This window comes from Roseibium alexandrii DFL-11 (genome assembly GCF_000158095.2).
In the GTDB taxonomy this organism is placed as follows: Bacteria; Pseudomonadota; Alphaproteobacteria; order Rhizobiales; family Stappiaceae; genus Roseibium; species Roseibium alexandrii.
On sequence record NZ_CM011002.1, the window covers coordinates 2,394,981 to 2,418,414 of the forward strand.

Genomic DNA, 23,434 nt, shown 5'->3' on the forward strand with positions numbered 1-23,434 from the left:
GTGGCATTTGTCGCAAGAATACATGCCAAAACCCGGTGAAGTGTCGCAATCTGTCTCTGGTCCGGCGCTTGATACAGTTTGTTACAAACTCCGCTCGCACCGGGGCCCGGTTGTTATTACTTTTCCTTTAGATACAACACAGTTCGCGAATGCTTGTGCTGAAACGGCACCTTGCACCGCGACCGAGTGGAGATAAAGGTGAGCGATCCGAGCCCACATATTCTAGTCGTCGATGACCACCGTGATATCCGCGAAACCCTCGCCCGGTATCTGGTGAAGAACGGGCTGCGCGCGACGGCTTGCGAAAATGCATCCGCTGCCCGCAAGGCCCTAAAGGCCGCCTCTATCGATCTGGTGGTCCTCGACATCATGATGCCGGGCGAAGATGGGCTGTCGCTGTGCCGTCATCTTGTCGAAACGGGCTCCATGCCGGTGATCCTTCTCACCGCCATGGCCGATGATACGGACCGGGTGATCGGTCTGGAGATCGGCGCCGATGACTATGTCACCAAACCCTTCAACCCGCGCGAATTGCTTGCCCGCATCCGGGCTGTGCTGCGGCGGACATCGCTGGTGCCAAAGGACCGCGACCCGATCGAACAGGACCGGATGCATTTCGACGGTTGGGCCCTCAATGTGACCCGCCGGGAATTGACGGATCCGGACGGCGTTGCGGTCGCCCTTTCCAGCGGAGAATTTCAACTGCTCTGCGCGTTCCTGAAACGGCCGAAGATGGTCCTGAACCGCGATCAGCTGATGGATCTTACCACGGGGCGCACGCCGGCCGTTTTCGACCGGTCCATCGACAATCAGGTCTCGCGCTTGCGCCGGAAAATTGAAGAGGACCCGAAAGATCCCAAGCTGATCAAAACCGTCTGGGGCGGCGGTTACATGTTTACAGCCGATGTGAAAGAGCAGGTGGAATGAGCGCATCGTCTCCCCGCTTCTCAGTTCTCCGGCGTTTATGGCCGCGCAACCTTGCGTCCCAGCTGATCCTGCTTTTGCTGGCGGCGATTGTGGTTGTTCAGGCGATCTCGATCTACATTTTTCACGACGAGCGCCGGATTGCCCTAGTCGCTCTTGCGCGCGACAGCATCTTGGCCCGGGCGGTCTCCATCGCGGAGCTCCTGGAAGAAACACCACCTTATCTGCACAGCAGGGTTCTGGAAGCCAGCAGTACCCGCTATGTCGCGTTCTGGACGGGCGAGGTACCGCTTGCAAAGGAGCCGGGAAAAAGCCGGTTCGAACAGCGTGTGCAAAACTATGCAGCGCGGCAACTTGGGTCTGAGCGGACGATCCACATCAACCTTCATTCAGATGAAAAACGCGGCCCGTCCTGGCGCAGCCGCGTTGACGGCGGCAAGGAAAGCTGGCGTGACGTGCCGAAGTCCGAGCGGCCGCGTCACCTGAAACGGGTCATGAACAAGCCGGAGGATCTGTCCCTGTCCATCCTGCTAAACGATGGCAGCTGGCTTAACATGGCCACAAGTTACCGGCCTCCGCCCGGCGCCTTCATTCCGCTGGTGGTGCAGCTTTCGCTTATGGGGCTGGCGATCATCGGCATCGTTGCCTTTGCTGTGCGCCGGGTCACCCGCCCCTTGCGCGGTCTTGCAGATGCGGCAGGCCGGCTCGGGCGCGGTGAAGATGTCGACAGTTTGCCGGAGACCGGGCCGAGCGAAGTCCGCGCCGTAACAATCGCCTTCAATGAAATGCAGGAGCGCCTGACTCGGTTTGTCCGCGACCGCACCCGGATGCTGGCGGCAATCAGCCATGACTTGAGAACACCGATCACCTCATTGCGCCTTCGGGCGGAGTTTATCGACGATGAAGAAAATCGGACAAAGATGATCGAGACCCTCGACGACATGGCTGCCATGGCCGAAGCGGCACTCAGGTTCGCCAAAGACGATGCAAGTCAGGAGCCGGCTGAGAAGGCGGATCTTGGTGCTTTGCTGGAGAGCTTGGCGGACGACCAGCAAGACCTTGGCCATGCTTGCGAGGTTGATGTTGAGGAACGGATTGTCCTGTCGTGCCGTCCTCTTTCCTTGAAGCGCGCATTCCGCAATCTCATAGAAAACGGCATCCGCTACGGCGGTTCGGTCAAGATCACGGCAAAGGCACTGGAGGCTGATGTGATCGTCGAGATCCATGATCAAGGCCCCGGCATCCCCGAAGACCGTCTTGCGGATGTCTTTGAACCTTTTGTGCGCCTTGAAGAAAGCCGAAGCGAAGAAACAGGTGGCATCGGCCTTGGTCTTGCGATCGCGCGATCAATCATCCACGCCCATGGCGGCACGATCACGCTTTCCAATGTGGCCGGCACTGGCTTGAGGGTAGAAGTCCGCCTCCCGAAAGGGAACTGATCTGTGTGTTTCACGGTCTGGCCGAAGGCACGCCTGCATGCTAAGCATTTTGTCCAACAATTGATAAAACTGATGATTTTCCGGCCGGGCGTTTTTCAAAACGTCTCCTGTATGTCTTTATGGCCGGAGGTTAATACCAAAGGGAGGACACCATGATCTCGATGAACCGCCGCAAGGCTCTAACGCTGCTAGGTGCTGCTGCAGCATCCACCACGCTGAGCGCCCCTGCAATTGCCAGCAAAAAGAAGATCAAGGTCGGCGCGCTGCGCTTTACATCGCATTCGGGAAGCTTTGTTGCCTATGAGCGCGGCTATTTTGCAGATGCCGGTCTCGACGTTGAATTCAAGTTCTTCCAGGCGGCCCAGCCGATGGCGGTCGCCATTGCTTCCGGCGATATCGACTATGCGGTGACAGCTGTTTCCGGTGGTCTGATTTCGCTTGCGGACAAAGGTGCGATCAAGGTGATCGGCGGAGCCTTGTCTGAAAGAAAAGGTGTCGACGGGCAGAAAATTCTCGCCTCCGACGCCGCTTTCCAAGGCGGTCTGAAAACCCCTGCCGATCTCGGCGGCAAGACGTTCGGCATCACAACGGCCGGGTCGTCGTTCCATTACATGGGCTCCACCATTGCTGCGAAGGAAGGCGTGGAACTCAAGTTCAAGCCATTGCAGAAAGTCGGGGCGATCATTGGCGCCCTGAAGTCCGGCCAGATCGATGCCTGGTCCATTGTTCCGCACATCGCCAAGCCGCTGTCCGGCTCCGGTGCCGTGCACATCATCGGCAATGTCGTTGACTACATTCCGGACTATCAGGTCACCACGGTCTTTACATCGACGAAAAACGCTGAAGACGAGAAAGGCATGACCACGGATTTCCTGACGGCCTTCTCAAGGGGTGTTGCCGATTACGATGCTGATCTTGTTGCCAAGACCAACGGCGACGCCGGTGTGAGCGAAATGGTCGATCTGATTCACAAATACGTCTACGCGGACCGTCCGCGGGAGAAGGCCGCGCCGTCAATCATCAACGGCGCGATGTACCTGAACGAGGGCGCAGCCCTGAACGTCACATCGATCGAAAACCAGCTGGCCTGGTTCCAGTCCGAGGATCTGGTGTCGAAGGACGTGACGCTGGATACACTTGTCGACCCGTCTTATGTCGAGATCCTGAAATCCTGATCAAAAAGAGCGCGGGCGCCAAGCGCCCGCACTTCCCGGAGTAATTCATGGACCTACGTCTTGAGGGCGTCGGGCACGCTTATGACACTGTCACCGTGCTCGAAGACATCACGCTCGACGTCCCCAGCGGCCATATTGTGTGCATTGTCGGCCCGTCCGGCTGCGGAAAATCCACGCTATTGCGGTTTATCGGCGGCTTGGAACAACCGACCAAGGGCCGCGTTGTTCAAGTCGGGTCGCCGCCGCCGGGTAGTCTCAATCCGCTGACCTACGTTTTTCAGGATTTTGCTATCCTGCCCTGGCGAACGGTCGAAGGCAACGTTTCTCTGGTCCTGGAAGACCATGGCATCAAAGGATCGGAAACTCGGGAGATCATTTCCGATGTCCTCGCGCGGACCAATCTCACCGGTTTCGAAAAGGCTCTGCCCAAGCAGCTCTCCGGCGGCATGAAACAACGTGTTGCAATTGCAAGAGCCTTGGCAGTCCGGCCAGCTGTGATGCTGATGGACGAGCCCTTGTCCGCGCTCGACAGCCAGACCCGCGAACTGTTGATGGACGACTTGGTCGGACTGTGGACGCGGACACCGTTTACCTCCGTCTATGTCACCCACAATCTGGCAGAAGCCGTACGTCTTGGGCACTCAATCGTGGTTCTGTCCCGCCGGCCTGGGAAAATCCGCGAAATCGTAACGCTGGATAAGCCCCTGGAAGACCGTCAATTGGGGGACACCGACCTGGAAAAGACACAAAAGCACTTGTGGTCTCTTCTCAGGGAAGAAGCCCGAACAGCAGATACGGAATTGCTCGATGGCTGATGCTTCTGTTTCGGAAAGCCGCAAGGACACGGCTCAGACTGTCCGTTTTCGCGGCGGTGGCTTTGCACCAAAGCCACGACGGTGGACTGGTATTGCCGTGTTTGCCGTGCTCATTCTGGTTATGGAGTGGGGCACCCAGTCCGGCTGGATATCAGCGCTGACGCTCCCCAAACCATCCGACGTCCTGCGCACCCTTGTCGAGCTTTATCAATCCGGCCAGTTCACGGCTCACATGCTGCCTTCGTTGACCCGCCTAGCGGTCGGCGGGTTCCTCGGCGCCGTTGCCGGGACCGGGACCGGCATTCTCATCGGCTTGTTCAGCTATGCGCGCTCAGGGCTTGTGCCTCTGGTCGCGGCTTTATTCCCGGTGCCGAAGATCGCCCTGTTGCCGCTGTTTGTTATTTGGTTCGGCATCGATGAGGGATCGAAATACGCGCTGATCGCCTTTGGCACCTTTACCCCGACAGTTGTGGCGACCTATGGGGCCGTCGACAACGTTGATCGAACTCTGATCCGGATGGGGCAGAGTTTCGGCCTCTCCTGGCTCTCTATTGTGCGAAAAATCATTCTGCCGGGCGCCATGCCGGGTATCCTGTCGGGTCTTCGCATATCCTTGGCGATCGCCATCATCTTGCTGACGGCAGCAGAAATGTTGGGCGCAGAATATGGAATCGGCGCCTATGTGCTTCAGGCCGGATCGCTCTATGACCTCGACCGTCTTTTTGCCGGCGTCGTGATCCTGTCCTTGCTTGGCGTGATCCTCAACATGGTCATCGGGTTCCTGGAACGCAGGCTTCTGGTCTGGCGGGTCTAGAGCTGCCGGCATTTCAGATCTGGTCGCGGCCAAACGACGACCTATTTTTGATCTTCTACGATCACGAAACTTGCCCTGCAGGAGATCCCTCTGGAACAGCTCTTGGACCTGATCAGCTCTTACGGCCCTTTGATCTATGTGCTGCTTTTCGGCTACTGCGCGCTGAAGAGTGGTGCTTTGCCTTTATTCGCGGGGTTTGCTGCTCAAACGGGTGCCCTCGAGGTCGGCCCGGTCGCAACAGCCACGTTTTTCGGCGGTTATCTCGGCGATGAATTGCGGTTTGGTCTGGTACGCCGTTATGGGCTCCCGGACTTGTCTCACCGCCCTCGTCTTCAACGCGCTTTTGCGACCGCCACCTCGCTGGTCACGAGGTACGGATCGCTTTACGTCTTCATGTACCGGTATCCAAAAGGCATGCGCACCATCGGGGCCTTGCCAATGGGACTTGGGCCAATGCCCTGGCCAACTTTCACGCTGCTGAATGCTGCGTCGGCAGCCCTCTGGACAACAATTTTAGTTGGCACCGGATACATGTTTGGTGCGCAGGTTCAAACGGCCGTAGAGGGCGGATGGGGATTTGTGAGTGTTGCTTTGCTCGCCGCGATGGCCCTGGTGATCGGCCTTGCCTGGTGGCGGCTCAGACGGACGCCCCTCGCCTCTGCGAATTGAAGGCTGCGGAGAATACCAGCTCACCAGGCTCGCTTTACGCCGCGCTTCCAGATCTCTGCGGCAGGTGCAACATCGACCGGCGACCTACGGATATTCCGCTCTTTAGCCTGTTCGGGTGATCGCCAGAATGGTCCTCAAGTGTCTTGAAAGGCAGCTTTTGGTTTGCTGAACTTAAGACTGCTTCAATTTCCGCAGATCGAGGGCCATGAGAACTTCGTCAAGGTACTGCTCCCCAACCTTCAGGGCGCTGTTTTCAAGTCCGTAGGGTTCAAACCCAAACCCCTGATACAGTCTGGCCGCCGGTACGTTATGAGCACCAACGGACAATTGAATTTGCTCAACTTCGTCCTTCACTGCATCAATAAGCGTATTGACCAGAGCCTTTGCCAATCCGGACCCGCGCGCTTCCGGCTGCACATAAAGCCCCCAGAGGATACCCTTGTGCCGGACCTTCAACGCGCCGCCAACGATAAAGCCAACAATTCCAGTGACATGCTGTTCGTCAGCCCCACCGCCGAGAATTAAATTTGTCGTCAGTTGCTGTACGAAAACTTCATCTGGCAGAACTGCTTCTTCTTCATAGCTGGTCCCGAACACGTCCGGGTGCCGCTGCAGGCTCTCTAGCCGAATTTGCCTGTAGGTTGCGACATCGGCTGCCGACAGTCTGCGTATGAAAACGTCCATGTAAGCTCCTCACCGCCGCGCTTCCAGATCTCCCCGATAGGTAGCCTCGTCGACAGGTTCCAGCCACTCTGCAACGGAACCATTCTCGGCTTCGTGGATTGCGAGATGCACCATGGAGACATGGCGGGCTGCGCCATGCCAATGTTTGATACCAGGTGGGATCCAGATCACATCGCCCGGCATGATCGATAGCTTGTCTTGCCCCCACAAATGTACGAAGCCTGCACCACTCAGGATCTGTAGGGTCTGGCCGAGTGGATGTGAGTGCCAGTGCGTGCGGGCTCCCGGCTCAAAGGTCACCTTGACGGCTTGAACCCGCGCCGGAGCCGGAGCCTCGATCACCGGATCCTGCCATACGGTTCCTGTGAAGTAGTCCGGGTTTGCCCGTTTTGTTGGCCGGGATCCCGCCTCATAAACCGTCAACACACTCATCCAGAACTCTCCTGTGCCGTTTTACTCGATGCCTGTTTTTTGGGGCGCCGCCAGTTGATCAGAACAACACCGAATATGGCAAGGCAAATCCCGGCAATCGTTTCCAGATCCAGTGTCTCGTTCAAGAAGACGATACCCAGAAGAACGCCAATTCCGGAGCGCAGATAGGCCTGACTGGACGTCCCCATCGGTCCAATCGTGTTGATCAGACGGAAATAGATCAGGAACGCAAATGCAGTGCAGAAGACACTGAGAATACCGGCGGCCCAAAGGCTTTGAGGCGAGATCTGCAGGGTCCAGGGATGGTCGATCATCAGGCTGAGCGGCAGCAGCGTCATGGTCGAGCAAATAAGCGTCCCAGCAGCCGTAACCAGAGGCGGCATATGCGCAAACTGGCGACCCCGGATCGCGGCTATCCCGTAGAGCGCTGCACCCGCGAGGACCGCCACCTGCGGCACAAAGGCACCGCCCAGGCTCTCCAGAGCACCTGTCCCCACGATCTGAACAATTCCCGCAATCCCGGCAAGCGCGCCGAGAAGTTGTTGCCCCGCTGGTCTGTCACTGCCGGACATCAGGAACAAAGAGAAGAAGAAGACAAATAGCGGCGATGTGGAATTCAACACACTGGCGACCGCGCTTTCGACAGACTGCTGCCCCCAGGCCAGAAGCAGCCAGGGTCCTGTGCTGTTGACGATTGATTGGATGAAAAGCGCGCGCCAGGTTTTCTTGTCAGTCGGAAGGTGCAGGCCACGAATGCTCAGGATCGCAAACAAAACGAGAGATGCCAGCCCAACCCTTAAAGTGATCAACGTCAGCGGCGGAATGGTATCCAGCGCAAGGCTGATCCACATGTAGGATGAGCCCCAAAGGAGCGCGAGCAGACCAAGCAGGCCGAACTCCAGTCTCAGCCCCATCATCGCTCTTGCCGATCATGCAAGGCGCGGCTGTCCGATGGCGCTTCAGCCCGCTCCGACATGCCGTAATCGCGCAGCACATGCGACACTCGGAGACGGTAGTCCTTGAAATAGCTGTTCCGCCCGACCGATTGCGCCTTGCGGTGCTGGGTCAGCTGACGCCACTGATCGAGCGCCCCTTCGTCTATGAAGAAGGACAGCGAGAGCAGCTTTTCCGGATTGGTCAGGCTTTGAAACCGCTCAACCGACAGGAAACCGTCGATTTCTTCGACCAAGGGCCGCATCTCGGCGGCCATGTCGAGGTAATCCTGTTTCTTGTCCTCATGCGGTATGACCTCGAAAATGACTGCGATCATTGGTGCTCTCCCTCAAACCCGATCAGTTTGCCATGCGGTGTTGAGGCGAGTTTCAAGAACGTCCGGTCTTCTCTCAAGATGAATTTTTCGCGCATGGCAAAGGCGTAGTTCTCCTGCCCTATCGGATCGGCGGAAAGCCGGGCCCGGTAGGCCTCGTAGGTCGCCAAATTTTCAATGGAATAAACGCCATACGCCAGAGTGGTCGATCCTTCATGCGGAGTAAAATAGCCAAGAAGATCCGCACCGCAGCGGGGAATCGCCTGTCCCCAGTTGCGCGCATATTCTTCAAACTGAGCCTTTTTGGTTGGATCGATGTGATAGCGGATGAAACAAGTGATCATGGTTGTGGTCCTCTCTCGTTGAGCAGGCCAAGGATGTGCCACAGTTGCCGCTTTGAATGCTTCGACCGGGATCGAAGTATTGTGACTGGTGCTCCCTGCCACCCCATGCCATCCTGACGGCCACACTTTGATGGAGATCGAACCATGAAAGACGGACCAGACATAGCGCGGATCGGCGGGCTTATTGGTGATCCCGCCAGAGCCAACATTCTGTCAGCGCTTATGAGCGGCAAGGCGCTTACTGCGACAGAATTGGCAGTCGAGGCAGGGATCACCGGCCAGACAGCCAGCTCCCACTTGAAAAAACTCATGGAAGGCGGGCTGCTTACTCAAGCAAAGCAGGGGCGGCACCGTTACTTCACCCTGGCCGGCCCGGAAGTCGGTACAACCCTTGAAGCCCTGATGGGGCTTGCGGCAAACAAGGGACATTTGCGCACCCGCACCGGACCGCGCGATCCGGCTATGCGGACGGCCCGTGTTTGTTATGATCATCTTGCCGGCGATATGGCAGTCCGGATCTATGACAGTCTCGAAACGCGCGGCTTCTTGACTACGTCCTCCGATGCCGGTGGAATTGCTTTGACGGAGACTGGTGAGGCGTTTCTCGCAACAATAGGCGTAGACCTTTTACCCTTGAAGGCCGCCCGCAGACCAATGTGCCGCCCCTGTCTTGACTGGAGCGAACGGCGCAATCATCTGGCGGGGGCAGTGGGAGCCGCCCTTTTGTCCCGCTTCCAGCAAAACAAATGGCTTCGGCGCGAACCTGACAGCCGCGTGGTTCATATATCTCAGAAGGGCGACGCTGAACTCAAGGCCTTGTTTCCAATTTGATTGGAGTCCGTTTCCATACCCGAGTTCTGGTATGACCGGACCAAAACAAAACCCGGCCGGAGCCGGGTTTTCAGTGTTTTAGTTCATCCGAGTAATGATGTTCTTTTATCCGTTCGGATCGGATGCGGTACGGGGCCAAAACTTCAGCGCCTTACCCTGCCTTGCGGCCCTGACGGGCTTCACGCAACGACCGGTAGAGACGTGCGGGCAACCACGGCAAACGGTCACGGTTGTAATCTTGACGGTGGTTGACCAGAAGTGTTTTAGCGACTTGCACAATCATTTTTATCTCCTTCGCCCGGAAACCGGGTCGGGTTCTTTATTATGGAAATGAATTTAGCGCACAAGGTGCACTTTTTCAAGGCGCACAATGTGCGTATTGTGTGAATTTCCTCTTAATTTCCTTACGTAATGCCCACCCTGCAAGGCGAACGCATTTCATTAGCCGACTTAGCACTAGCCATCAAAAAAAATCCCGCTGCCAAAGGCGCGGGATTTTCCTGATCTGTAACTAGTTGACTGCGATGATCTATTCCGCAGCTACCATCCGGGCCGGGTCGTAATTGAGGATCGGTGCCAGCCAGCGCTCTGCATACTCCACATCCCAGCCTTTTCTTTTGGCGTAATCCACAATTTGATCCTTTTCGATCTTTCCAACCCCGAAATAGTGGCTGTCGGGATGCGCAAAATAGAGCCCGGAGACGGAGGATCCCGGCAACATCGCCCGGCTCTCTGTCAGCTGGATACCTGTCAGTTTCTCCGCATCGAGCAGGCGGAAAAGCGTGTCCTTCTCCGTGTGGTCCGGCTGTGCGGGATAACCTGGCGCCGGACGGATACCCTGATACTTTTCTGCAATCAGTTCCTCACTGGATAGTGTTTCACCAGCCGCATAGCCCCAAAGATCCTTGCGCACGATTTGGTGCAGCTTCTCGGCGAACGCTTCTGCGAGACGATCCGCCAGAGCCTGCGACAGGATCTTGTTGTAATCGTCTCCCTGCTTGGCGTAACGGCCAGCAAGCTCGTCTTCACCGTGACCCGCCGTGACGGCAAATCCGCCGATCCAGTCATTGATGCCGCTGTCGAGAGGCGCCACGAAATCGCTCATCGCCACATTGGCGCGGCCACCGGACGTGCGGGCCATTTGCTGTCGAAGCGTGTGGAAGGTTGCCGCGACTTCACCGCGGTTCTCACCGGAGTAGACCAGAATGTCGTCGCCAACAGCATTGGCCGGCCATAGCTTCGCAACACCACGCGCTGTCAGAAGTTTCTTTTCAACGATTTCGTCCAGCATCCGTCGGGCGTCATCAAAAAGCGCCGTTGCCGCAACACCATACCGGTCATCGGTCAGAACCTGCGGGTAGCGGCCCTTGATTTCCCAGGTTGCAAAGAACGGCGTCCAGTCGATCACCGGCACCAGCTCTTCCAGCGGGAAATCGTCGAACACCGTGGTGCCGAGCTGGTTCGGCCTGACGGGCGCTTTCCCTTCAAAATCAACCTTGAAGGCATTGGCACGGGCATCCAGCAACTGAACCCGGCGGGCGGCTCCCCGGCCTGCGGCATGCTTTTCGGCAATATCCGCATATTCAGTGCGAACCTCGCCATAGTATGGCGCACGTCCTCCCTCACTCATCAGCTTGGAGGCAACGCCAACCGCCCGGCCGGCATCGGTCACATAGATCGCCTGGCCCTTTGCGTAATTGGGATGAATCTTCACTGCCGTGTGGATCTTTGACGTGGTGGCTCCGCCGATCAGCAGCGGAATGTCCAAACCTTCGCGCTCCATTTCGGCTGCGACATGGCACATTTCATCCAACGACGGCGTGATCAGACCGCTGAGACCGATGATGTCGACCTTTTCCTGCTTGGCGGTCTCCAGGATCTTTGCAGCCGGGACCATGACCCCAAGGTCGATGACCTCGAAGTTGTTGCACTGAAGGACCACGCCGACAATGTTCTTGCCGATGTCGTGGACGTCACCCTTCACCGTTGCCATCAGGATCTTGCCCTGCGAGGAATAACCGGTGAGGCCCTGCTCTTCTTTTTCCTTCTCCATGAAGGGCATCAGATAGGCGACGGCCTTTTTCATGACGCGGGCGGATTTGACCACCTGCGGCAGGAACATCTGACCGGATCCGAAGAGATCGCCAACCACGTTCATGCCGTCCATCAGCGGACCTTCGATGACGTGCAGCGGTCGGTCGAAGCTTTGACGGGCTTCCTCTGTGTCTTCCACCACATAGTCGTCAATGCCGTGGACCAGCGCATGCTCAAGACGCTTGGCAACGTCCCACGTCCGCCAGGTGAGATCGGCTTCCTTCTTCTTGCCCCCCTCGCCTTTCCAGCGCTCGGCTGCGTCCAGCATGCGGTCCGTCGCATCAGACCGGCGGTTCAGAACAACGTCTTCGCAAAGCTCGCGCAGTTCCGTATCGAGATCGTTATAGACCGCCAGCTGGCCAGCATTGACAATGCCCATGTCCATGCCGCGCTTGATGCAGTGATAGAGGAAGACGGAGTGCATCGCCTCGCGCACGGCCTCGTTGCCGCGGAACGAGAACGACAGGTTGGAAACCCCGCCCGAAACATGGGCATGAGGCAGGTTCTCGCGGATCCAGCCGGTCGCCTCGATGAAGTCGACGCCGTAGTTGTCGTGCTCCTCGATCCCGGTCGCAACCGCAAATATGTTCGGGTCGAAGACGATGTCTTCAGGCGCAAAGCCCGCTTTTTCGGTCAGGATCTTGTAGGACCGCGCACAGATCTCGGTCTTGCGCTCAAACGTGTCGGCCTGGCCCTGTTCGTCAAAGGCCATGACGACGACCGCAGCGCCGTAGCGCCGGATCAGCTTGGCTTGCTCCAGGAACGCCTCTTCGCCCTCCTTCATCGAGATTGAATTGACGACGCCCTTGCCCTGAATACACTTCAGTCCGGCTTCGATAACCGTCCATTTGGAGCTGTCAATCATCACCGGCACTTTGGCGATATCGGGTTCAGCTGCCACAAGATTGAGGAAGGTGACCATGGCGTCTTCGGAGTCCAGAAGCCCTTCGTCCATGTTGATGTCGATGATCTGGGCGCCGTTCTCGACCTGGCTCCGGGCAACGTCGAGCGCGGTCGCGTAGTCGCCTTCCTTGATCAGCTTGCGGAACCGCGCCGAACCGGTCACGTTCGTCCGCTCGCCGACGTTCACAAAATTGACTTCAGGAGTCAGCGAGAACGGCTCGAGGCCGGACAAACGCATGTACCGATCGACGGTCGGGATTTCTCGGGGTTTTTTGCCTTCGACCGCCTCGGCGATCGCCTTGATGTGGGCAGGTGTGGTGCCACAGCACCCACCGACCATGTTCACGAGGCCCGCCGAGGCGAACTCCTCGATGAGGCCGGCCATATGCTCCGGGCTCTCATCATATTCGCCAAACTCGTTCGGCAGGCCCGCGTTCGGATAAGCACAGACAAGTGTATCGGCGACGCGGCCGAGCTCATCGACATGCGCCCGCATTTCCTTCGCGCCGAGCGCACAGTTGAGGCCAATGGTCAAAGGATTGGTGTGGCGCACGGAGTTCCAGAAGGCTTCCGGTGTCTGGCCGGAAAGGGTCCGGCCAGAGAGATCGGTGATCGTGCCGGAAATCATCACCGGCAGTTCCCTGCCAATCTCCTCGAACACTTCTTCAATGGCAAACAGCGCTGCCTTGGCATTCAGGGTGTCGAAGATTGTCTCGACAAGTAAAATATCCGCACCACCTTCGATCAGACCGCGTACAGCCTCTGCGTAGGCAATCCTGAGATCATCAAAGCTGACAGCCCGGTACCCGGGATTGTTCACATCTGGCGAAATGGATGCCGTCCGGTTGGTCGGCCCGAGCGCTCCGGCGACATAGCGGGGCCGGGACGTATCTTGGGCTGTTACCTGTTCGCAGGCCTCGCGCGCCAGACGTGCACTTTCCACGTTCAGCTCATAGGCCAGTTCCTCCATGCCGTAATCGGCCTGGGCGATGGTGGTGGAGGAAAACGTGTTGGTCTCGACTATATCTGCGCCCGCTTCCAGATAGTCGACATGGATCTGGCGAATGGCGTCGGGCATTGTCAGGCTGAGGAGGTCATTGTTGCCCTTCACATCCGACGGCCAGTCCTTGAAACGCTCACCGCGATAGGCTGCCTCGTCCAGTTTGAGCAACTGAATTTCAGTCCCCATGGCTCCGTCCAGCACCAGAATGCGGGATTTGGCGATCTCCTGAAGGCGCGCGAAGGCGTCAGACTTGGTCACGGGGGTTTCCTACCTCTTGGCCAGGCTCCCGGCTCAAGGCCGGGACGGCTGTCTTTTACATTGCCGCAGCGGACTTGCTCCGGGCCGCGGTATTCCAAACTCGTCAGGTCCCGGTTCAAGACCGGGACAGCCGTTATACTAATGCCGCCCCGGACCTAATCCGGGGCCCTCATATCTCAAAAACCATGCGGTCTGGGCTCGAAGCCGGAAAGGCAGCGAGAGGATTTGCTTTAAGCCGCCACTTTCTCGGTGCCATGCTGCCCCATCCCAAGCATGTGGCAGATGGCGTAAGTCAGATCGGCACGGTTCATCGTGTAGAAATGGAAGTCCGTCAGGCCGCGGTCGACCAGGTCCATTACCTGCTCACAGGCAATGGCCACACCGACGAGCTTGCGGGTTTCCGGATCGTTCTGCAGACCGGCAAAGCGCCGCGCGACCCATTCGGGGATCGAGGTGCCGCATTTTGCAGAGAACACCATGGTCTGCTCAAAATTATGGATTGGCAGGATGCCGGGGATCACCGGGATATTGATGCCGGCTGCCGCAATACGGTCCAGGTAGTCATCAAACAGATCGTTGTCGAAGAAGTACTGGGTGATGATCCGGTCCGCACCGGCATCAACCTTACGCTTCAGGTTGTCGATTTCTTTCTGCCAGCTACCACTCTCGGGATGTTTTTCCGGGTAGCCGGATACCGAAACGTCAAAATTGGCGATTTTCTTGATACCTTCAACCAGATCGGTCGCGTAGGCATAGCCCTCCGGATGCGGCTCATAAACCGCGCCGATGCCTGCAAGCGGATCACCGCGCAATGCTACAAGGTGGCGCACGCCAAGATCCCAATAATCTTTGACGATCGCATCGACTTCCGCCTTTGGAGAGCCGACACATGTCAGGTGTGCCGCCGGTGCGAGATCGGTCTCGTTCAAGATGCGCTCAACGGTCTTGTGGGTCCGCTCTCGGGTCGATCCGCCAGCACCATAGGTGACCGATACAAAAGACGGGTTGAGCGGCGCGAGGCGCTGGACCGTTTCCCAAAGTGTCTCCCCCATCTTTTCGGACTTCGGGGGGAAGAACTCGAAGGATGCGGTGATCGGTGTCTTAATAACACCTCGGGACAGTCGGGATGACAAAACAGTCATATCAGGCAACCTCTCGGGAAGAATTCTGGGCAGGCACGTCGGTGATGATCCGCCGATCACGGGCCAGCCAAAGGGTAACGGTCAGTTTGCTGTCATCGGCCTCGCCAGGAACGAGGTCGGTTGTTTTTTCAAGATCGAGATCCAGCGCATCCAGCCAGCGCTCCATCTGCTCGCTGGCAAAGCCGAGGCGGCGGTGCGCATGCCGGTCCCGCAGGAACTCAAGCTCATGCGGCGCAAAGTCGACAATCAGCAGACGCCCGCCGGGGCGCAATGCCCGCGCAGCTTCTGCAAGCGCCCGTGCCGGATCATCCAGGAAGTGCAACACTTGGTGGATTGCGACCACGTCGAAGGATTTCGGCGGCACGTTCAAAGCGTAAACATCGCCATGGCGAACCTGGGCATTGTTCAGGCCTGCTTTCGATAGGTTCGCCCGCGCAACGGACAGCATGTCATGGGACGCGTCGACACCAAGAGCTGAGACGTACTGATCTGCAAAGACTTCCAATAGACGGCCGGTGCCTGTTCCAAGATCAAGAAATGTCTGGAACGGCGCATCGCCAAGCGCGTTGCGCATTGCCGCTTCAACGTCGGCTTCAAGCACATGCAAGGAGCGCTCCCGGTCCCAGGTAAGCGCGCGGCCAGCAAAGAAGGCAGCAGCTTCTTCCGCCTTGGCTTTACGGATGGTTTGAAAGCGTTCTTGATCAGCCGCCAAAACGGCGTCCTCATTTGAGATCCGAGCCACAACATCGCGTGCCAACGCGCCCTCGGGTCCGTCCGACAGGCGGTAATAGACCCACGAGCCTTCCGGGAAGCGTTGGATGACGTCGGCTTCAGCAAGCAGTTTCAGATGGCGGGAGATGCGCGGCTGACTCTGACCAAGGATAGCAGTGGCATCCTTCACGGTTAGTTCGTTTTGCGCCAGCAGAGCGATCAGACGGATCCGCGTTGCTTCCCCAACTGCCCGCAAGGCGGCCAGGGTCTCGTCTACTGATAGGGTGTTCCGCTCGGTCATTTACTCACCGCCAATGTCAATATAAAGATATCTTTATATCAATCACGCAGACGATGCAAGCCCAGCGACCCAAATGCGTCACACTCTTGTCCCTGAGCGACAATATTGGCAAATCATCAGTTAACGGGACTGCTATCGCGCAGCTGCCGCTTCTTCGCGCAGCCACCCCAGAAAGGCGCGCGCCAAGCGCTTTGGCCGTTTGCGTTGAGATACAATGGCGCCAAAACCATCCTCGATCAGCGTGAACCCAAAGGGCGCCACAAGACGGCCATCTGCCAGCTCCTCCGCCACAATGCGCTTTTCCACCAGGGCAGCCCCCAACCCGGCCAAAGCCGCCTCGATCACCAGAAACGTGTGCGGATAGGCGGTTGTCGTTTCCGAGACGACTTCAACACCGGCCAGGGTCTGATAAGCGTTCCACACATCACCCGGCAATTCCTGGACGCATCGGTTTTTAACCGTCAGCACGCGCTCTTTTAACTCAACGCTGAGACCGGGCGCATGGACAATACCGAAGGCAACATCACCCAGAATTTCAATGTCCGTTCGGCCGCCGAACTGCCAGCGCAAACGGTCCCACGTCAGGATGGCATCCATCTGCTCTTCCGGCAGCCAGTGTTTACCCGTCATCCGGAAGTTAACCTGTGCATCGGGATACCGCTGATAAAACCGCGGCAGGCGCGGCATCAACCAGCGCATGGCAAACGTCGCGCTGATTCCGATGTCGAGGGTCGGACTGTCGGCAAGCTGCGTGAGCCCCCGCCAAGCCGCTTCGATCTCCTGCAACGATCCGCCGACCGCCTTTGCAAACTTTTCCCCTTCCGGGGTCAGGGCCACCCCCTGCCCGTCCTTCCGGAACAAGGCGACACCCGCCTGTTCTGCCAGATGGGCGAGCTGCTTGCTGATCGCGCCATGTGTCCGGCCAAGCTCATCTGCAGCGGCACTCATGGATCCGAGCCGCGCCGTCGCTTCCAAAGCTGGCAAGGCATTCAAGGGCGGCAATCGTTTCATCTCAATCTCTCACCTGGCGAAACATGTTCTTTTTTCTCACAATAGACTGACAACTTCTCCTTCGACCAGGCGATATGTTTTCGCGATAGTGTAACCATTCCGCTCTTATTCCGGACAATTATCGTGAAAACACACAAGCTCACTTTTAAACGCGCCTCGCCACCGCAGACGGCGCTGGTCATTTCCTACCCCAATCAAAACCACTGCCTTAAGAGATTTTCTCACAAATTTCGTTTGACAAGCTGGTTGCACGACAAAACCACAAAAATAAAGCAATTCCTGCAATTGGCCTCGGAGAGACAACACTTGCTCCGGGAGGAACCCGATAGTGTTTTGGCTGATCTTGGCCTTACCCGTGCGCAGTTGCGCTCACGCAAGTTTCTAAAGGCCGAGCTCACACGTGTAGATGATACACGGCCGAATGCTGAGATTGTGCAATTTGAAATGCCTGCAAAGCGCCTTGGTTTCCGTAGAAACCAATCAAGCAGTTAAGCCTGCCGAAGACGTCAGCAAATCCTTTTGATCGCTCGCTACACCCGCCACCACGCGCGATAAGTGCTTCTTGTACTTTAGCACGAGAAACGCGCATTCAGTTGCGCCCAACTTAATTCGCATTAGTATTATTCACTAACATCAAAACTGGGAGGCACAGTTCCATCCCGCATGCCCATCACGGTGTACAGCCGGCTGGAGGAGAGCCTGAGGTTGGATCGTGAGACGGCGCCATGTGCGGGCGACAAAAATTACGTGAGGGAGGAGACAATTCATGAAACGCTTCATCGGCGGAGCACTGGCACTTCTTGTCAGCCCACATCTGGCGGCAGCCGAGCCAATTTCGGCAGACGCCATACGCGCTGCCACCGGCGGCATCAACACGGCCACGATCATCGAAAACGACGCGTCAGATCAAAACTGGCTCAATTACGGCCTGAATTACGCCGAAACCCGATACTCTCAACTCGATACAATCACGGCCGACAACGTCGGCGAACTCGGATTGGCCTGGTCCTACAATCTGGAATCCCGCCGCGGTGTTCAGGCGACACCGATCGTGGCTGATGGTGTCATGTATGTCACCGCATCCTGGTCCATTGTTCATGCGCTGGACGCCATCACGGGAGAAAAGCTCTGGGTATATGATCCGGAGGTGCCCGGCGAATACGCCGCCAAGGGATGCTGCGACGTCGTCAACCGGGGCGTCGCCATCTATGAAGGCAAGGTCTTCGTTGGATCCTATGACGGTTATCTGCATGCCCTGGATGCTGCCACCGGCGAGCTACTCTGGAAGATCGACACCATTGAAAACCGGGATATGTCCTACACCGTGACCGGGGCGCCACGGGTCATCAACGGTAAGGTGATCATCGGCAATGGTGGTGCCGAGTTTGGCGTGCGCGGCTACATTTCAGCCTATGATACGGAGACCGGAGACACCGTCTGGCGCTGGTATACGGTGCCTGGCGACCCGGCCAAGCCTTATGAAAATGACGCCATGAAAATGGCGGCGGAAACCTGGGATCCATCCGCCAAATATTGGGAGGCTGGCGGCGGCGGCACGGTTTGGGACGCCATGGCCTATGATCAGGAGCTGAACCTTCTTTACATCGGGACGGGCAACGGATCGCCGTGGAACCAGCATCTGCGTTCACCGGCCGGGGGCGACAACCTGTTTCTCGCCTCCATCGTCGCGCTCAATCCGGACACCGGTGACTATGTCTGGCACTACCAGAACACACCGGGGGATACCTGGGACTACACATCCACGCAGCACATCATTCTTGCCGACCTCGAGATCGACGGCGATACGCGTCAAGTACTGATGCAGGCCCCGAAGAATGGCTTCTTCTATGTGATTGACCGCACCAACGGCGAGTTCATTTCCGCAGAACCATTCGTTGAGACGACTTGGGCCAAGGCCTATGACGCTGATGGCAGGCCCATCGAAAACCCGGATGCCCGCTCGAAAGACAAGCCGTTCGAACCGGTACCATCCGCTTACGGCGCACATAACTGGCATCCAATGAGCTTCAATCCGGACACCGGGCTTGTCTACATTCCGGCGCAAGGCGTTCCGCTTGTGCAATCGACCGATCCGAGCTGGGAGCTCAATTCCCACAAGCCCATGTCGACCATGTCGGGGGTTGGCTGGAACCTTGGGTATCTTTTCAATGTGGTTGCGCCGCAAGCAACGCCTTTCGGACACCTTCTGGCCTGGGATCCGGTCAACCAGCGGGAGGCCTGGCGCGCTGAATATGTCTCGCCCTGGAATGGCGGCACCCTGACCACGGCTGGCAACCTTGTGTTTCAGGGAACCGCTGATGGCCGGTTCATTGCCTACAATGCCACGAACGGAGAAGCACTCTGGCAGGTTCCCATGACGTCCGGCGTCATTGCTGCGCCCATGACCTGGGAACACGACGGCGAACAATACGTCACGATCGCTGCCGGCTGGGGCGGGGTCTATGGCCTGATGCAACGGGCCACCGAAAAAGTTGGGCCTGGCCGGGTCTTCACCTTCCGGATCGGCGGCAGCGAAGAGATTCCAACGGCGGAACTGTCGACCCGCACCGAACTCGTCTCCGGAGTTCCTTATGACCCGGAACAGGTCACGGCAGGACTGGCGACCTATGTCTCCAACTGTCTCTTCTGTCACGGTGTGCCGGGGGTCAACAATGGCGGCGCTGTTCCGAACCTTGGCTACTCGGAACAAGAAGTCCTGACCAATGCCGATGCCTGGGTCCTGCAAGGAGCCGGACTGCACAACGGTATGCCGCGCTTTGATGCACATTTGACCGATGCCGACGTTCAAAACGTGCTGGCGTTTATCCAGGGCACAGCTGACTCTTTAAGGGCTGCGGCGGCAACCAAGGCGCAGTAAGGTTTCGGTGAACGGCCTAGAGGCCTTACCAGAAATGAAAACGGCTCTGCCGATGTCTCCGCAGAGCCTTTTTCTGTAAGTGCTCATATACCGTCAGATCGGGTCATCCTGACCGCTGTCCCCATTGGCTTCTTCGTCGAGCATTCCCGACATGGCCGCGGCACCTGCAGCAGCCTTGGCCGCTTCCGGTGAGATTTTGCCGTTGGCGCCATCGTCCTCATCATCTCCGGCGCCGGCAACGCGGACCGTGACCTGACGATGGGCAAACCTGATGCCGTTTTCTTCGAAGAGATCGCGCAGGCCGGCATAGATCACTTTCCGCAATTCAAACTGCTTGCCGGGTTTTGCGGTGAACTTCACCCGGGCGATCATGGCCGAATCTTCCATGGACATGATACCCTGGGATTTCAGCGGCGCGAGGAACATCGGCCCATAATACTCATCCTCAAGAAGCCGTTGACCGAATTTCTTGATGATCTTGCGCATCTTTTCGACATCCGTGTCATAGGTGACCCGGAAGGCGAGTTTCATGATGGCCCAGTCGCGCGAGAAGTTCTCGACCTGCTGGATTTCGCCAAATGGGATGGTGGTGAGCGCCCCGCGATGATGGCGCAGCTGCATCGAACGGATCGAGATTTTCTCGACAGTCCCCTTAGCGCTGCCAATGTCGATGTACTCACCTTTCCGGAAAGCATCATCAATCAGGTAGAAGGCACCGGAAAAGATATCCCGAATGAGGGTCTGAGCGCCGAAACCGACCGCCAGACCAACAACACCGGCACCGGCGAAGAGCGGCGCGATATTCACACCCAGCTCGGCCAGAACAACCATGGCCGCAATCACCACAATGGTGATCAAAAGGAAATTCCGGAAGATCGGCAGCAGCGTCGAAATCCGGCTTTCCCCGGCCCCTCCGATCTCAGCTTCCTCGTCTTTCTCAGCCGGCGATTCCTTTGCGATCTGCCGGTCGATCAAGATCTTCACCGCCTCATAGGCCATGTAGCCAAGGAACATGACGAGCAGGACTTCGATGAAGGACCCGATCATCGAACCGTCGCCAGCCATGCTGACGCCCCAAAGAGAGGTCAACAGATCCAGCCCGCCAAAGATCACCAGAATCGCCGCGCCACGATCAAGCAACGCGCGGAACGGGGACCGATCGGCTTCGCGGTCGGCAGCTTCAGCATGAGCTTGGGCCAGTGTGCTTTCCGGGTCCTGCTCAGCGCCTTCGCTCTCTTCCGCCCGCTGAATGTCCTCAGCAATCTTGGCTTCCGCTTTGGCAGTATCAAGACGCGGCAACAACACGCGATCAATCAGGAGGATGAGCAGCCCATAAGCAACGGCGGCCACCAGCAAAACCTGGATCGGAGCCCCCACAAGTCCTGTTGCTGACGGTAAGTCCAAAAGGATCCGAAGAGCTGAGATACCCCAGGCAATCACAAAGTAGATTACGGCGATAAGGTGCCAAACGGCGGCCAGCACCCGGCGCCACATGGGGGCCTGATCGCCAGCGGCTCCCCGGATCAGACGCGCGATGACGCTCCGATAGGCCACTGCAATGGCACACAAGATAATCATCGACAGCCCGGACGCGGCGATGAGTGCCAGTTTGTGAATGTCTTGCGGCAGGCCGAGACGCTCCATCCAGAGGCAGAACGCAAATGATGCGACGGAAATCCCGCTGCCGACCAGCAAGAACCGGTAGAGGCCCTTCGCCTCCCGATTGCTCAAGGCGACTAGACGGTGGCTATCCGCATCTGGGGCCAACAGGTTCATCCAAATGATCCGCAACGCCATGTAGGCGGCACTCATGCTGAAGGCCACGAGTGCGGTTTCATTCGCAGCTTCCAAGCCCGTGCCAATCAGGAGATAAACCACCGTCGCCACAGCAAAATAGAGGACGACACCGGCGATCATCAAAATCGCCCGCAGATACAAATAGATGATCTTGTCGGAACGGGTGTAGACGTCGGGTTTGTACATCCCTGCGAACTGCCGCCGCCCCCAGCGCGCCAGCAAGGTCGAGGCTGCAAGACCGAAGAGAACCGCGATCACCACATCTGTTAGCGCGGTTGAGATCCAGCCCAGCCCTTGATCCTCACCTTGAGAGCGGAGCGTATCGACCATCGCCGCGCGAATAGTCGGAATTTTCTGAACGATTGTTTTCAAGGCATCGCGGGCACGGACGGCTTCATCGGCAAACTCGTCCATGGACTCCATCATGGCGCCACCACCCTCATCGGCGCTGACACCGCCCCCTTCAGAAGCAGGTTCGGTATGTTCGGCGGTTGTCTCTGCAGTTTTTTCCTTTGAACCGCCGCTGACCGCGGACAATAAGCTCGCAGGCCCCTGGGCATGGGCATACTCCGGTCCTGCACTTATGCTTACAACCAGCATGCTCAGAACAGCAACTGCGAGGATCGGAACGCGGCCGAAAAAAGCGCGCATAGCCAGAGGCAACTCATGTTGCAGTAGTTGATGGACGGATCTGCGCATACCCATTGGCCCCGCTCTTTGCAGAATCTGTTTCGACCTGTAAAGCACGGTTCCGCTAAGGAAAAAAGGCGTCTCTCGCGTTAGATGCGCACGAAAAAGCCCGGCGCGGTAGCCGGGCTCAATGTCTTGCGCAATCTGCCAGGTCAGATCACTTCAGAACGTTGTAGCTCCAATGGGCGATCTTGCGTTTGGCTTCTGCAACAGTCATGCGCTCATATAGGTTCATGGCGTGGCTGCGGTTCTCAGGTGTCAGGCGATGACGCCACGGGCCGATGCTCAACAGCGATCCGACCGTGATCGACGAAAAGCCGGAGGCTTTTGCCAGAATGACAAACGGCTCCGGGTCCGGCCGCACCATCCAGTGGCTGGCTTCTTCAACACCGCACCGAACCAACCAGGCGAAGGTGGCAACAGCTTCCGCGAACCTGTCTTCAGAAGCGAACCGGCGAAGTGCGGCTTCGTTCACCATGCCCTTCTTCGCAAGAAGAAGAATGCGGCTGCGGGCTGTTTCAAAATCGTACCGGCCCAACCAGTACTGGTTGGACATGCGCCGCGCTGCAATGTCTGCCGCTTCATCCAATTGGGCGGTTTCACCGGAACGGCCGGATGTCTGCAGTTTCTTGCGTACTTCATCGCTCGCGATGGAAATCAGGCTGGCGATCTGAGCTTCGGCAAGATCCGGGCGGTCGCTCAAACTCAATTGAAGCGTTGCATCGGCAGCAGAGTCGGAAATCAGAAGCTCGATGGCTGAGCCGGACAAGCTGGCGCCGTCGTTGCTTGCAATCTTGCGCTTGACCTTCAGATCACCGCGCCGCACCAAAATGTCGGTCACATCAGCTGAAAGCACTTCGCGTTGTGCAATGGCATAGCGATGGTCATTGCCCTGCTCTTCGGCAATCGAAACGAGGTCGGCATCGCGCAGGACGGTCGAGCGGACGAGGATCGGTTCGGATACCTCGATCACATCACTTGCAAGGCGCCGGATGGTCTCTTCCGGACCGCGGCGCAGGGTACTCATCTGCTCGGCGACAAAACGGCGGACTTCCGATTCCACCATATCCACCAGCCGCAGCAGTACGGAGTCGTAGATATCGACCTGTTCGTCAGAGCATCTGTCGGATGTCAACGCAAAGAGCGTTGCCACATGGCGGGCCAGTTCAGCCCGGCGGGCGCTTGCTGCTTCCCCGGTCAGCTCCGAGAAGTTCACCAGTTCTGTTTTCAACGCTTCACTCATTTTCATTAC

At 57.6% G+C, this 23,434-nt stretch carries 21 protein-coding genes; 9 read left to right on the forward strand and 12 right to left on the reverse strand.

Going from position 1 to position 23,434, the window contains the following annotated elements; all coding sequences use genetic code 11:
- Positions 1–198 precede the first annotated feature (198 nt).
- The 6 genes from SADFL11_RS11195 (at position 199) to SADFL11_RS11220 (ending at position 5,836) form a co-directional block, all read left to right on the forward strand.
- Positions 199–927, forward strand: a complete 729-nt coding sequence (locus SADFL11_RS11195; protein ID WP_040453067.1) for a response regulator — start codon at positions 199–201, stop codon at positions 925–927.
- Complete coding sequence (locus SADFL11_RS11200; protein WP_008197069.1) at positions 924–2,363, forward strand: ATP-binding protein; 1,440 nt, start codon at positions 924–926, stop codon at positions 2,361–2,363. Before SADFL11_RS11195 ends, SADFL11_RS11200 begins: the two co-directional genes overlap by 4 nt.
- 152 nt (positions 2,364–2,515) lie before the next feature.
- The gene (locus tag SADFL11_RS11205; protein WP_008192068.1) at positions 2,516–3,538 is read left to right on the forward strand and encodes an ABC transporter substrate-binding protein; all 1,023 of its coding nucleotides are present in this window, start codon (positions 2,516–2,518) and stop codon (positions 3,536–3,538) included.
- 47 nt (positions 3,539–3,585) lie between these two features.
- Positions 3,586–4,353 (forward strand): ABC transporter ATP-binding protein, encoded by a 768-nt coding sequence (locus SADFL11_RS11210; RefSeq protein WP_008192666.1) that lies wholly within the window; start codon positions 3,586–3,588, stop codon positions 4,351–4,353.
- Positions 4,346–5,167, forward strand: a complete 822-nt coding sequence (locus SADFL11_RS11215; RefSeq protein WP_008195771.1) for an ABC transporter permease — start codon at positions 4,346–4,348, stop codon at positions 5,165–5,167. Before SADFL11_RS11210 ends, SADFL11_RS11215 begins: the two co-directional genes overlap by 8 nt.
- Before the next feature lie 102 nt (positions 5,168–5,269).
- Positions 5,270–5,836, forward strand: a complete 567-nt coding sequence (locus SADFL11_RS11220; RefSeq protein WP_008196111.1) for a DedA family protein — start codon at positions 5,270–5,272, stop codon at positions 5,834–5,836.
- Positions 5,837–6,007: 171 nt separating this feature from the next.
- Here SADFL11_RS11220 and SADFL11_RS11225 read toward each other — a convergent pair whose 3' ends face one another.
- Genes SADFL11_RS11225 through SADFL11_RS11245 form a run of 5 tightly spaced genes read right to left on the reverse strand, consistent with a single transcriptional unit; the run spans position 6,008 to position 8,563 of the window.
- On the reverse strand, positions 6,008–6,520 hold the full coding sequence (locus SADFL11_RS11225; protein WP_008191803.1) for a GNAT family N-acetyltransferase: 513 nt from the start codon (positions 6,518–6,520) through the stop codon (positions 6,008–6,010).
- A 9-nt stretch (positions 6,521–6,529) separates the two neighbouring features.
- Entirely contained in the window at positions 6,530–6,952 is a 423-nt protein-coding gene (locus SADFL11_RS11230) for a (R)-mandelonitrile lyase (RefSeq protein WP_050776061.1), read from the reverse strand.
- Complete coding sequence (locus SADFL11_RS11235) at positions 6,949–7,866, reverse strand: DMT family transporter (protein WP_209002790.1); 918 nt, start codon at positions 7,864–7,866, stop codon at positions 6,949–6,951. Before SADFL11_RS11235 ends, SADFL11_RS11230 begins: the two co-directional genes overlap by 4 nt.
- The gene (locus SADFL11_RS11240; RefSeq protein WP_008190702.1) at positions 7,866–8,222 is read right to left on the reverse strand and encodes an antibiotic biosynthesis monooxygenase family protein; all 357 of its coding nucleotides are present in this window, start codon (positions 8,220–8,222) and stop codon (positions 7,866–7,868) included. Before SADFL11_RS11240 ends, SADFL11_RS11235 begins: the two co-directional genes overlap by 1 nt.
- Complete coding sequence (locus SADFL11_RS11245; protein WP_008189800.1) at positions 8,219–8,563, reverse strand: NIPSNAP family protein; 345 nt, start codon at positions 8,561–8,563, stop codon at positions 8,219–8,221. The genes SADFL11_RS11240 and SADFL11_RS11245 overlap by 4 nt, the downstream gene beginning before the upstream one ends.
- Positions 8,564–8,707: 144 nt before the next feature.
- On the opposite strand from SADFL11_RS11245, the gene SADFL11_RS11250 reads away from it, so the two are divergent.
- Positions 8,708–9,394 carry an ArsR/SmtB family transcription factor gene (locus SADFL11_RS11250; RefSeq protein WP_008195211.1) on the forward strand — a complete coding sequence of 229 codons (687 nt, stop codon included), beginning with the start codon at positions 8,708–8,710 and terminating at the stop codon, positions 9,392–9,394.
- A 151-nt stretch (positions 9,395–9,545) separates the two neighbouring features.
- Here SADFL11_RS11250 and SADFL11_RS25710 read toward each other — a convergent pair whose 3' ends face one another.
- From SADFL11_RS25710 to SADFL11_RS11270, 5 genes are all read right to left on the reverse strand, one after another.
- Positions 9,546–9,677, reverse strand: a complete 132-nt coding sequence (locus SADFL11_RS25710; RefSeq protein ID WP_008193079.1) for a hypothetical protein — start codon at positions 9,675–9,677, stop codon at positions 9,546–9,548.
- A 246-nt stretch (positions 9,678–9,923) separates the two neighbouring features.
- Positions 9,924–13,652 carry a methionine synthase gene (gene metH / locus SADFL11_RS11255; protein ID WP_008197402.1) on the reverse strand — a complete coding sequence of 1,243 codons (3,729 nt, stop codon included), beginning with the start codon at positions 13,650–13,652 and terminating at the stop codon, positions 9,924–9,926.
- A gap of 230 nt (positions 13,653–13,882) precedes the next feature.
- A complete protein-coding gene (metF, locus tag SADFL11_RS11260) occupies positions 13,883–14,794 on the reverse strand; it encodes a methylenetetrahydrofolate reductase [NAD(P)H] (RefSeq protein WP_040451680.1) in 912 nt (303 codons plus the stop codon).
- A gap of 1 nt (position 14,795) precedes the next feature.
- Positions 14,796–15,806 carry an ArsR/SmtB family transcription factor gene (locus SADFL11_RS11265; protein WP_008194636.1) on the reverse strand — a complete coding sequence of 337 codons (1,011 nt, stop codon included), beginning with the start codon at positions 15,804–15,806 and terminating at the stop codon, positions 14,796–14,798.
- A gap of 132 nt (positions 15,807–15,938) precedes the next feature.
- Positions 15,939–16,817 carry a LysR substrate-binding domain-containing protein gene (locus SADFL11_RS11270; RefSeq protein ID WP_008193201.1) on the reverse strand — a complete coding sequence of 293 codons (879 nt, stop codon included), beginning with the start codon at positions 16,815–16,817 and terminating at the stop codon, positions 15,939–15,941.
- A gap of 123 nt (positions 16,818–16,940) precedes the next feature.
- Between SADFL11_RS11270 and SADFL11_RS11275 the strand changes: the two genes are divergently transcribed.
- Both SADFL11_RS11275 and SADFL11_RS11280 read left to right on the forward strand, forming a co-directional pair.
- A complete protein-coding gene (locus SADFL11_RS11275; RefSeq protein ID WP_134852993.1) occupies positions 16,941–17,309 on the forward strand; it encodes a hypothetical protein in 369 nt (122 codons plus the stop codon).
- 274 nt (positions 17,310–17,583) lie between these two features.
- Positions 17,584–19,695 (forward strand): PQQ-dependent dehydrogenase, methanol/ethanol family, encoded by a 2,112-nt coding sequence (locus tag SADFL11_RS11280; protein ID WP_008190590.1) that lies wholly within the window; start codon positions 17,584–17,586, stop codon positions 19,693–19,695.
- Between the two features lie 93 nt (positions 19,696–19,788).
- On the opposite strand, the gene SADFL11_RS11285 is transcribed toward SADFL11_RS11280, so the two are convergent.
- Positions 19,789–22,143 carry a mechanosensitive ion channel domain-containing protein gene (locus SADFL11_RS11285; RefSeq protein WP_008194803.1) on the reverse strand — a complete coding sequence of 785 codons (2,355 nt, stop codon included), beginning with the start codon at positions 22,141–22,143 and terminating at the stop codon, positions 19,789–19,791.
- Between the two features lie 196 nt (positions 22,144–22,339).
- Positions 22,340–23,425, reverse strand: a complete 1,086-nt coding sequence (locus SADFL11_RS11290; protein ID WP_040453059.1) for a DUF2336 domain-containing protein — start codon at positions 23,423–23,425, stop codon at positions 22,340–22,342.
- Positions 23,426–23,434 lie beyond the last annotated feature (9 nt).

Coding starts and splice junctions, on each gene's coding strand:
- SADFL11_RS11200 (WP_008197069.1), top strand. CDS start 924: ATGAGCGCATCGTCTCCCCGCTTCTCAGTTCTCCGGCGTTTATGGCCG.
- SADFL11_RS11205 (WP_008192068.1), top strand. CDS start 2,516: ATGATCTCGATGAACCGCCGCAAGGCTCTAACGCTGCTAGGTGCTGCT.
- SADFL11_RS11210 (WP_008192666.1), top strand. CDS start 3,586: ATGGACCTACGTCTTGAGGGCGTCGGGCACGCTTATGACACTGTCACC.
- SADFL11_RS11215 (WP_008195771.1), top strand. CDS start 4,346: ATGGCTGATGCTTCTGTTTCGGAAAGCCGCAAGGACACGGCTCAGACT.
- SADFL11_RS11225 (WP_008191803.1), bottom strand. CDS start 6,520: ATGGACGTTTTCATACGCAGACTGTCGGCAGCCGATGTCGCAACCTAC.
- SADFL11_RS11230 (WP_050776061.1), bottom strand. CDS start 6,952: ATGAGTGTGTTGACGGTTTATGAGGCGGGATCCCGGCCAACAAAACGG.
- SADFL11_RS11235 (WP_209002790.1), bottom strand. CDS start 7,866: ATGGGGCTGAGACTGGAGTTCGGCCTGCTTGGTCTGCTCGCGCTCCTT.
- SADFL11_RS11240 (WP_008190702.1), bottom strand. CDS start 8,222: ATGATCGCAGTCATTTTCGAGGTCATACCGCATGAGGACAAGAAACAG.
- SADFL11_RS11245 (WP_008189800.1), bottom strand. CDS start 8,563: ATGATCACTTGTTTCATCCGCTATCACATCGATCCAACCAAAAAGGCT.
- SADFL11_RS11250 (WP_008195211.1), top strand. CDS start 8,708: ATGAAAGACGGACCAGACATAGCGCGGATCGGCGGGCTTATTGGTGAT.
- SADFL11_RS25710 (WP_008193079.1), bottom strand. CDS start 9,677: ATGATTGTGCAAGTCGCTAAAACACTTCTGGTCAACCACCGTCAAGAT.
- metF (WP_040451680.1), bottom strand. CDS start 14,794: ATGACTGTTTTGTCATCCCGACTGTCCCGAGGTGTTATTAAGACACCG.
- SADFL11_RS11265 (WP_008194636.1), bottom strand. CDS start 15,806: ATGACCGAGCGGAACACCCTATCAGTAGACGAGACCCTGGCCGCCTTG.
- SADFL11_RS11270 (WP_008193201.1), bottom strand. CDS start 16,817: ATGAAACGATTGCCGCCCTTGAATGCCTTGCCAGCTTTGGAAGCGACG.
- SADFL11_RS11280 (WP_008190590.1), top strand. CDS start 17,584: ATGAAACGCTTCATCGGCGGAGCACTGGCACTTCTTGTCAGCCCACAT.
- SADFL11_RS11285 (WP_008194803.1), bottom strand. CDS start 22,143: ATGCGCGCTTTTTTCGGCCGCGTTCCGATCCTCGCAGTTGCTGTTCTG.
- SADFL11_RS11290 (WP_040453059.1), bottom strand. CDS start 23,425: ATGAGTGAAGCGTTGAAAACAGAACTGGTGAACTTCTCGGAGCTGACC.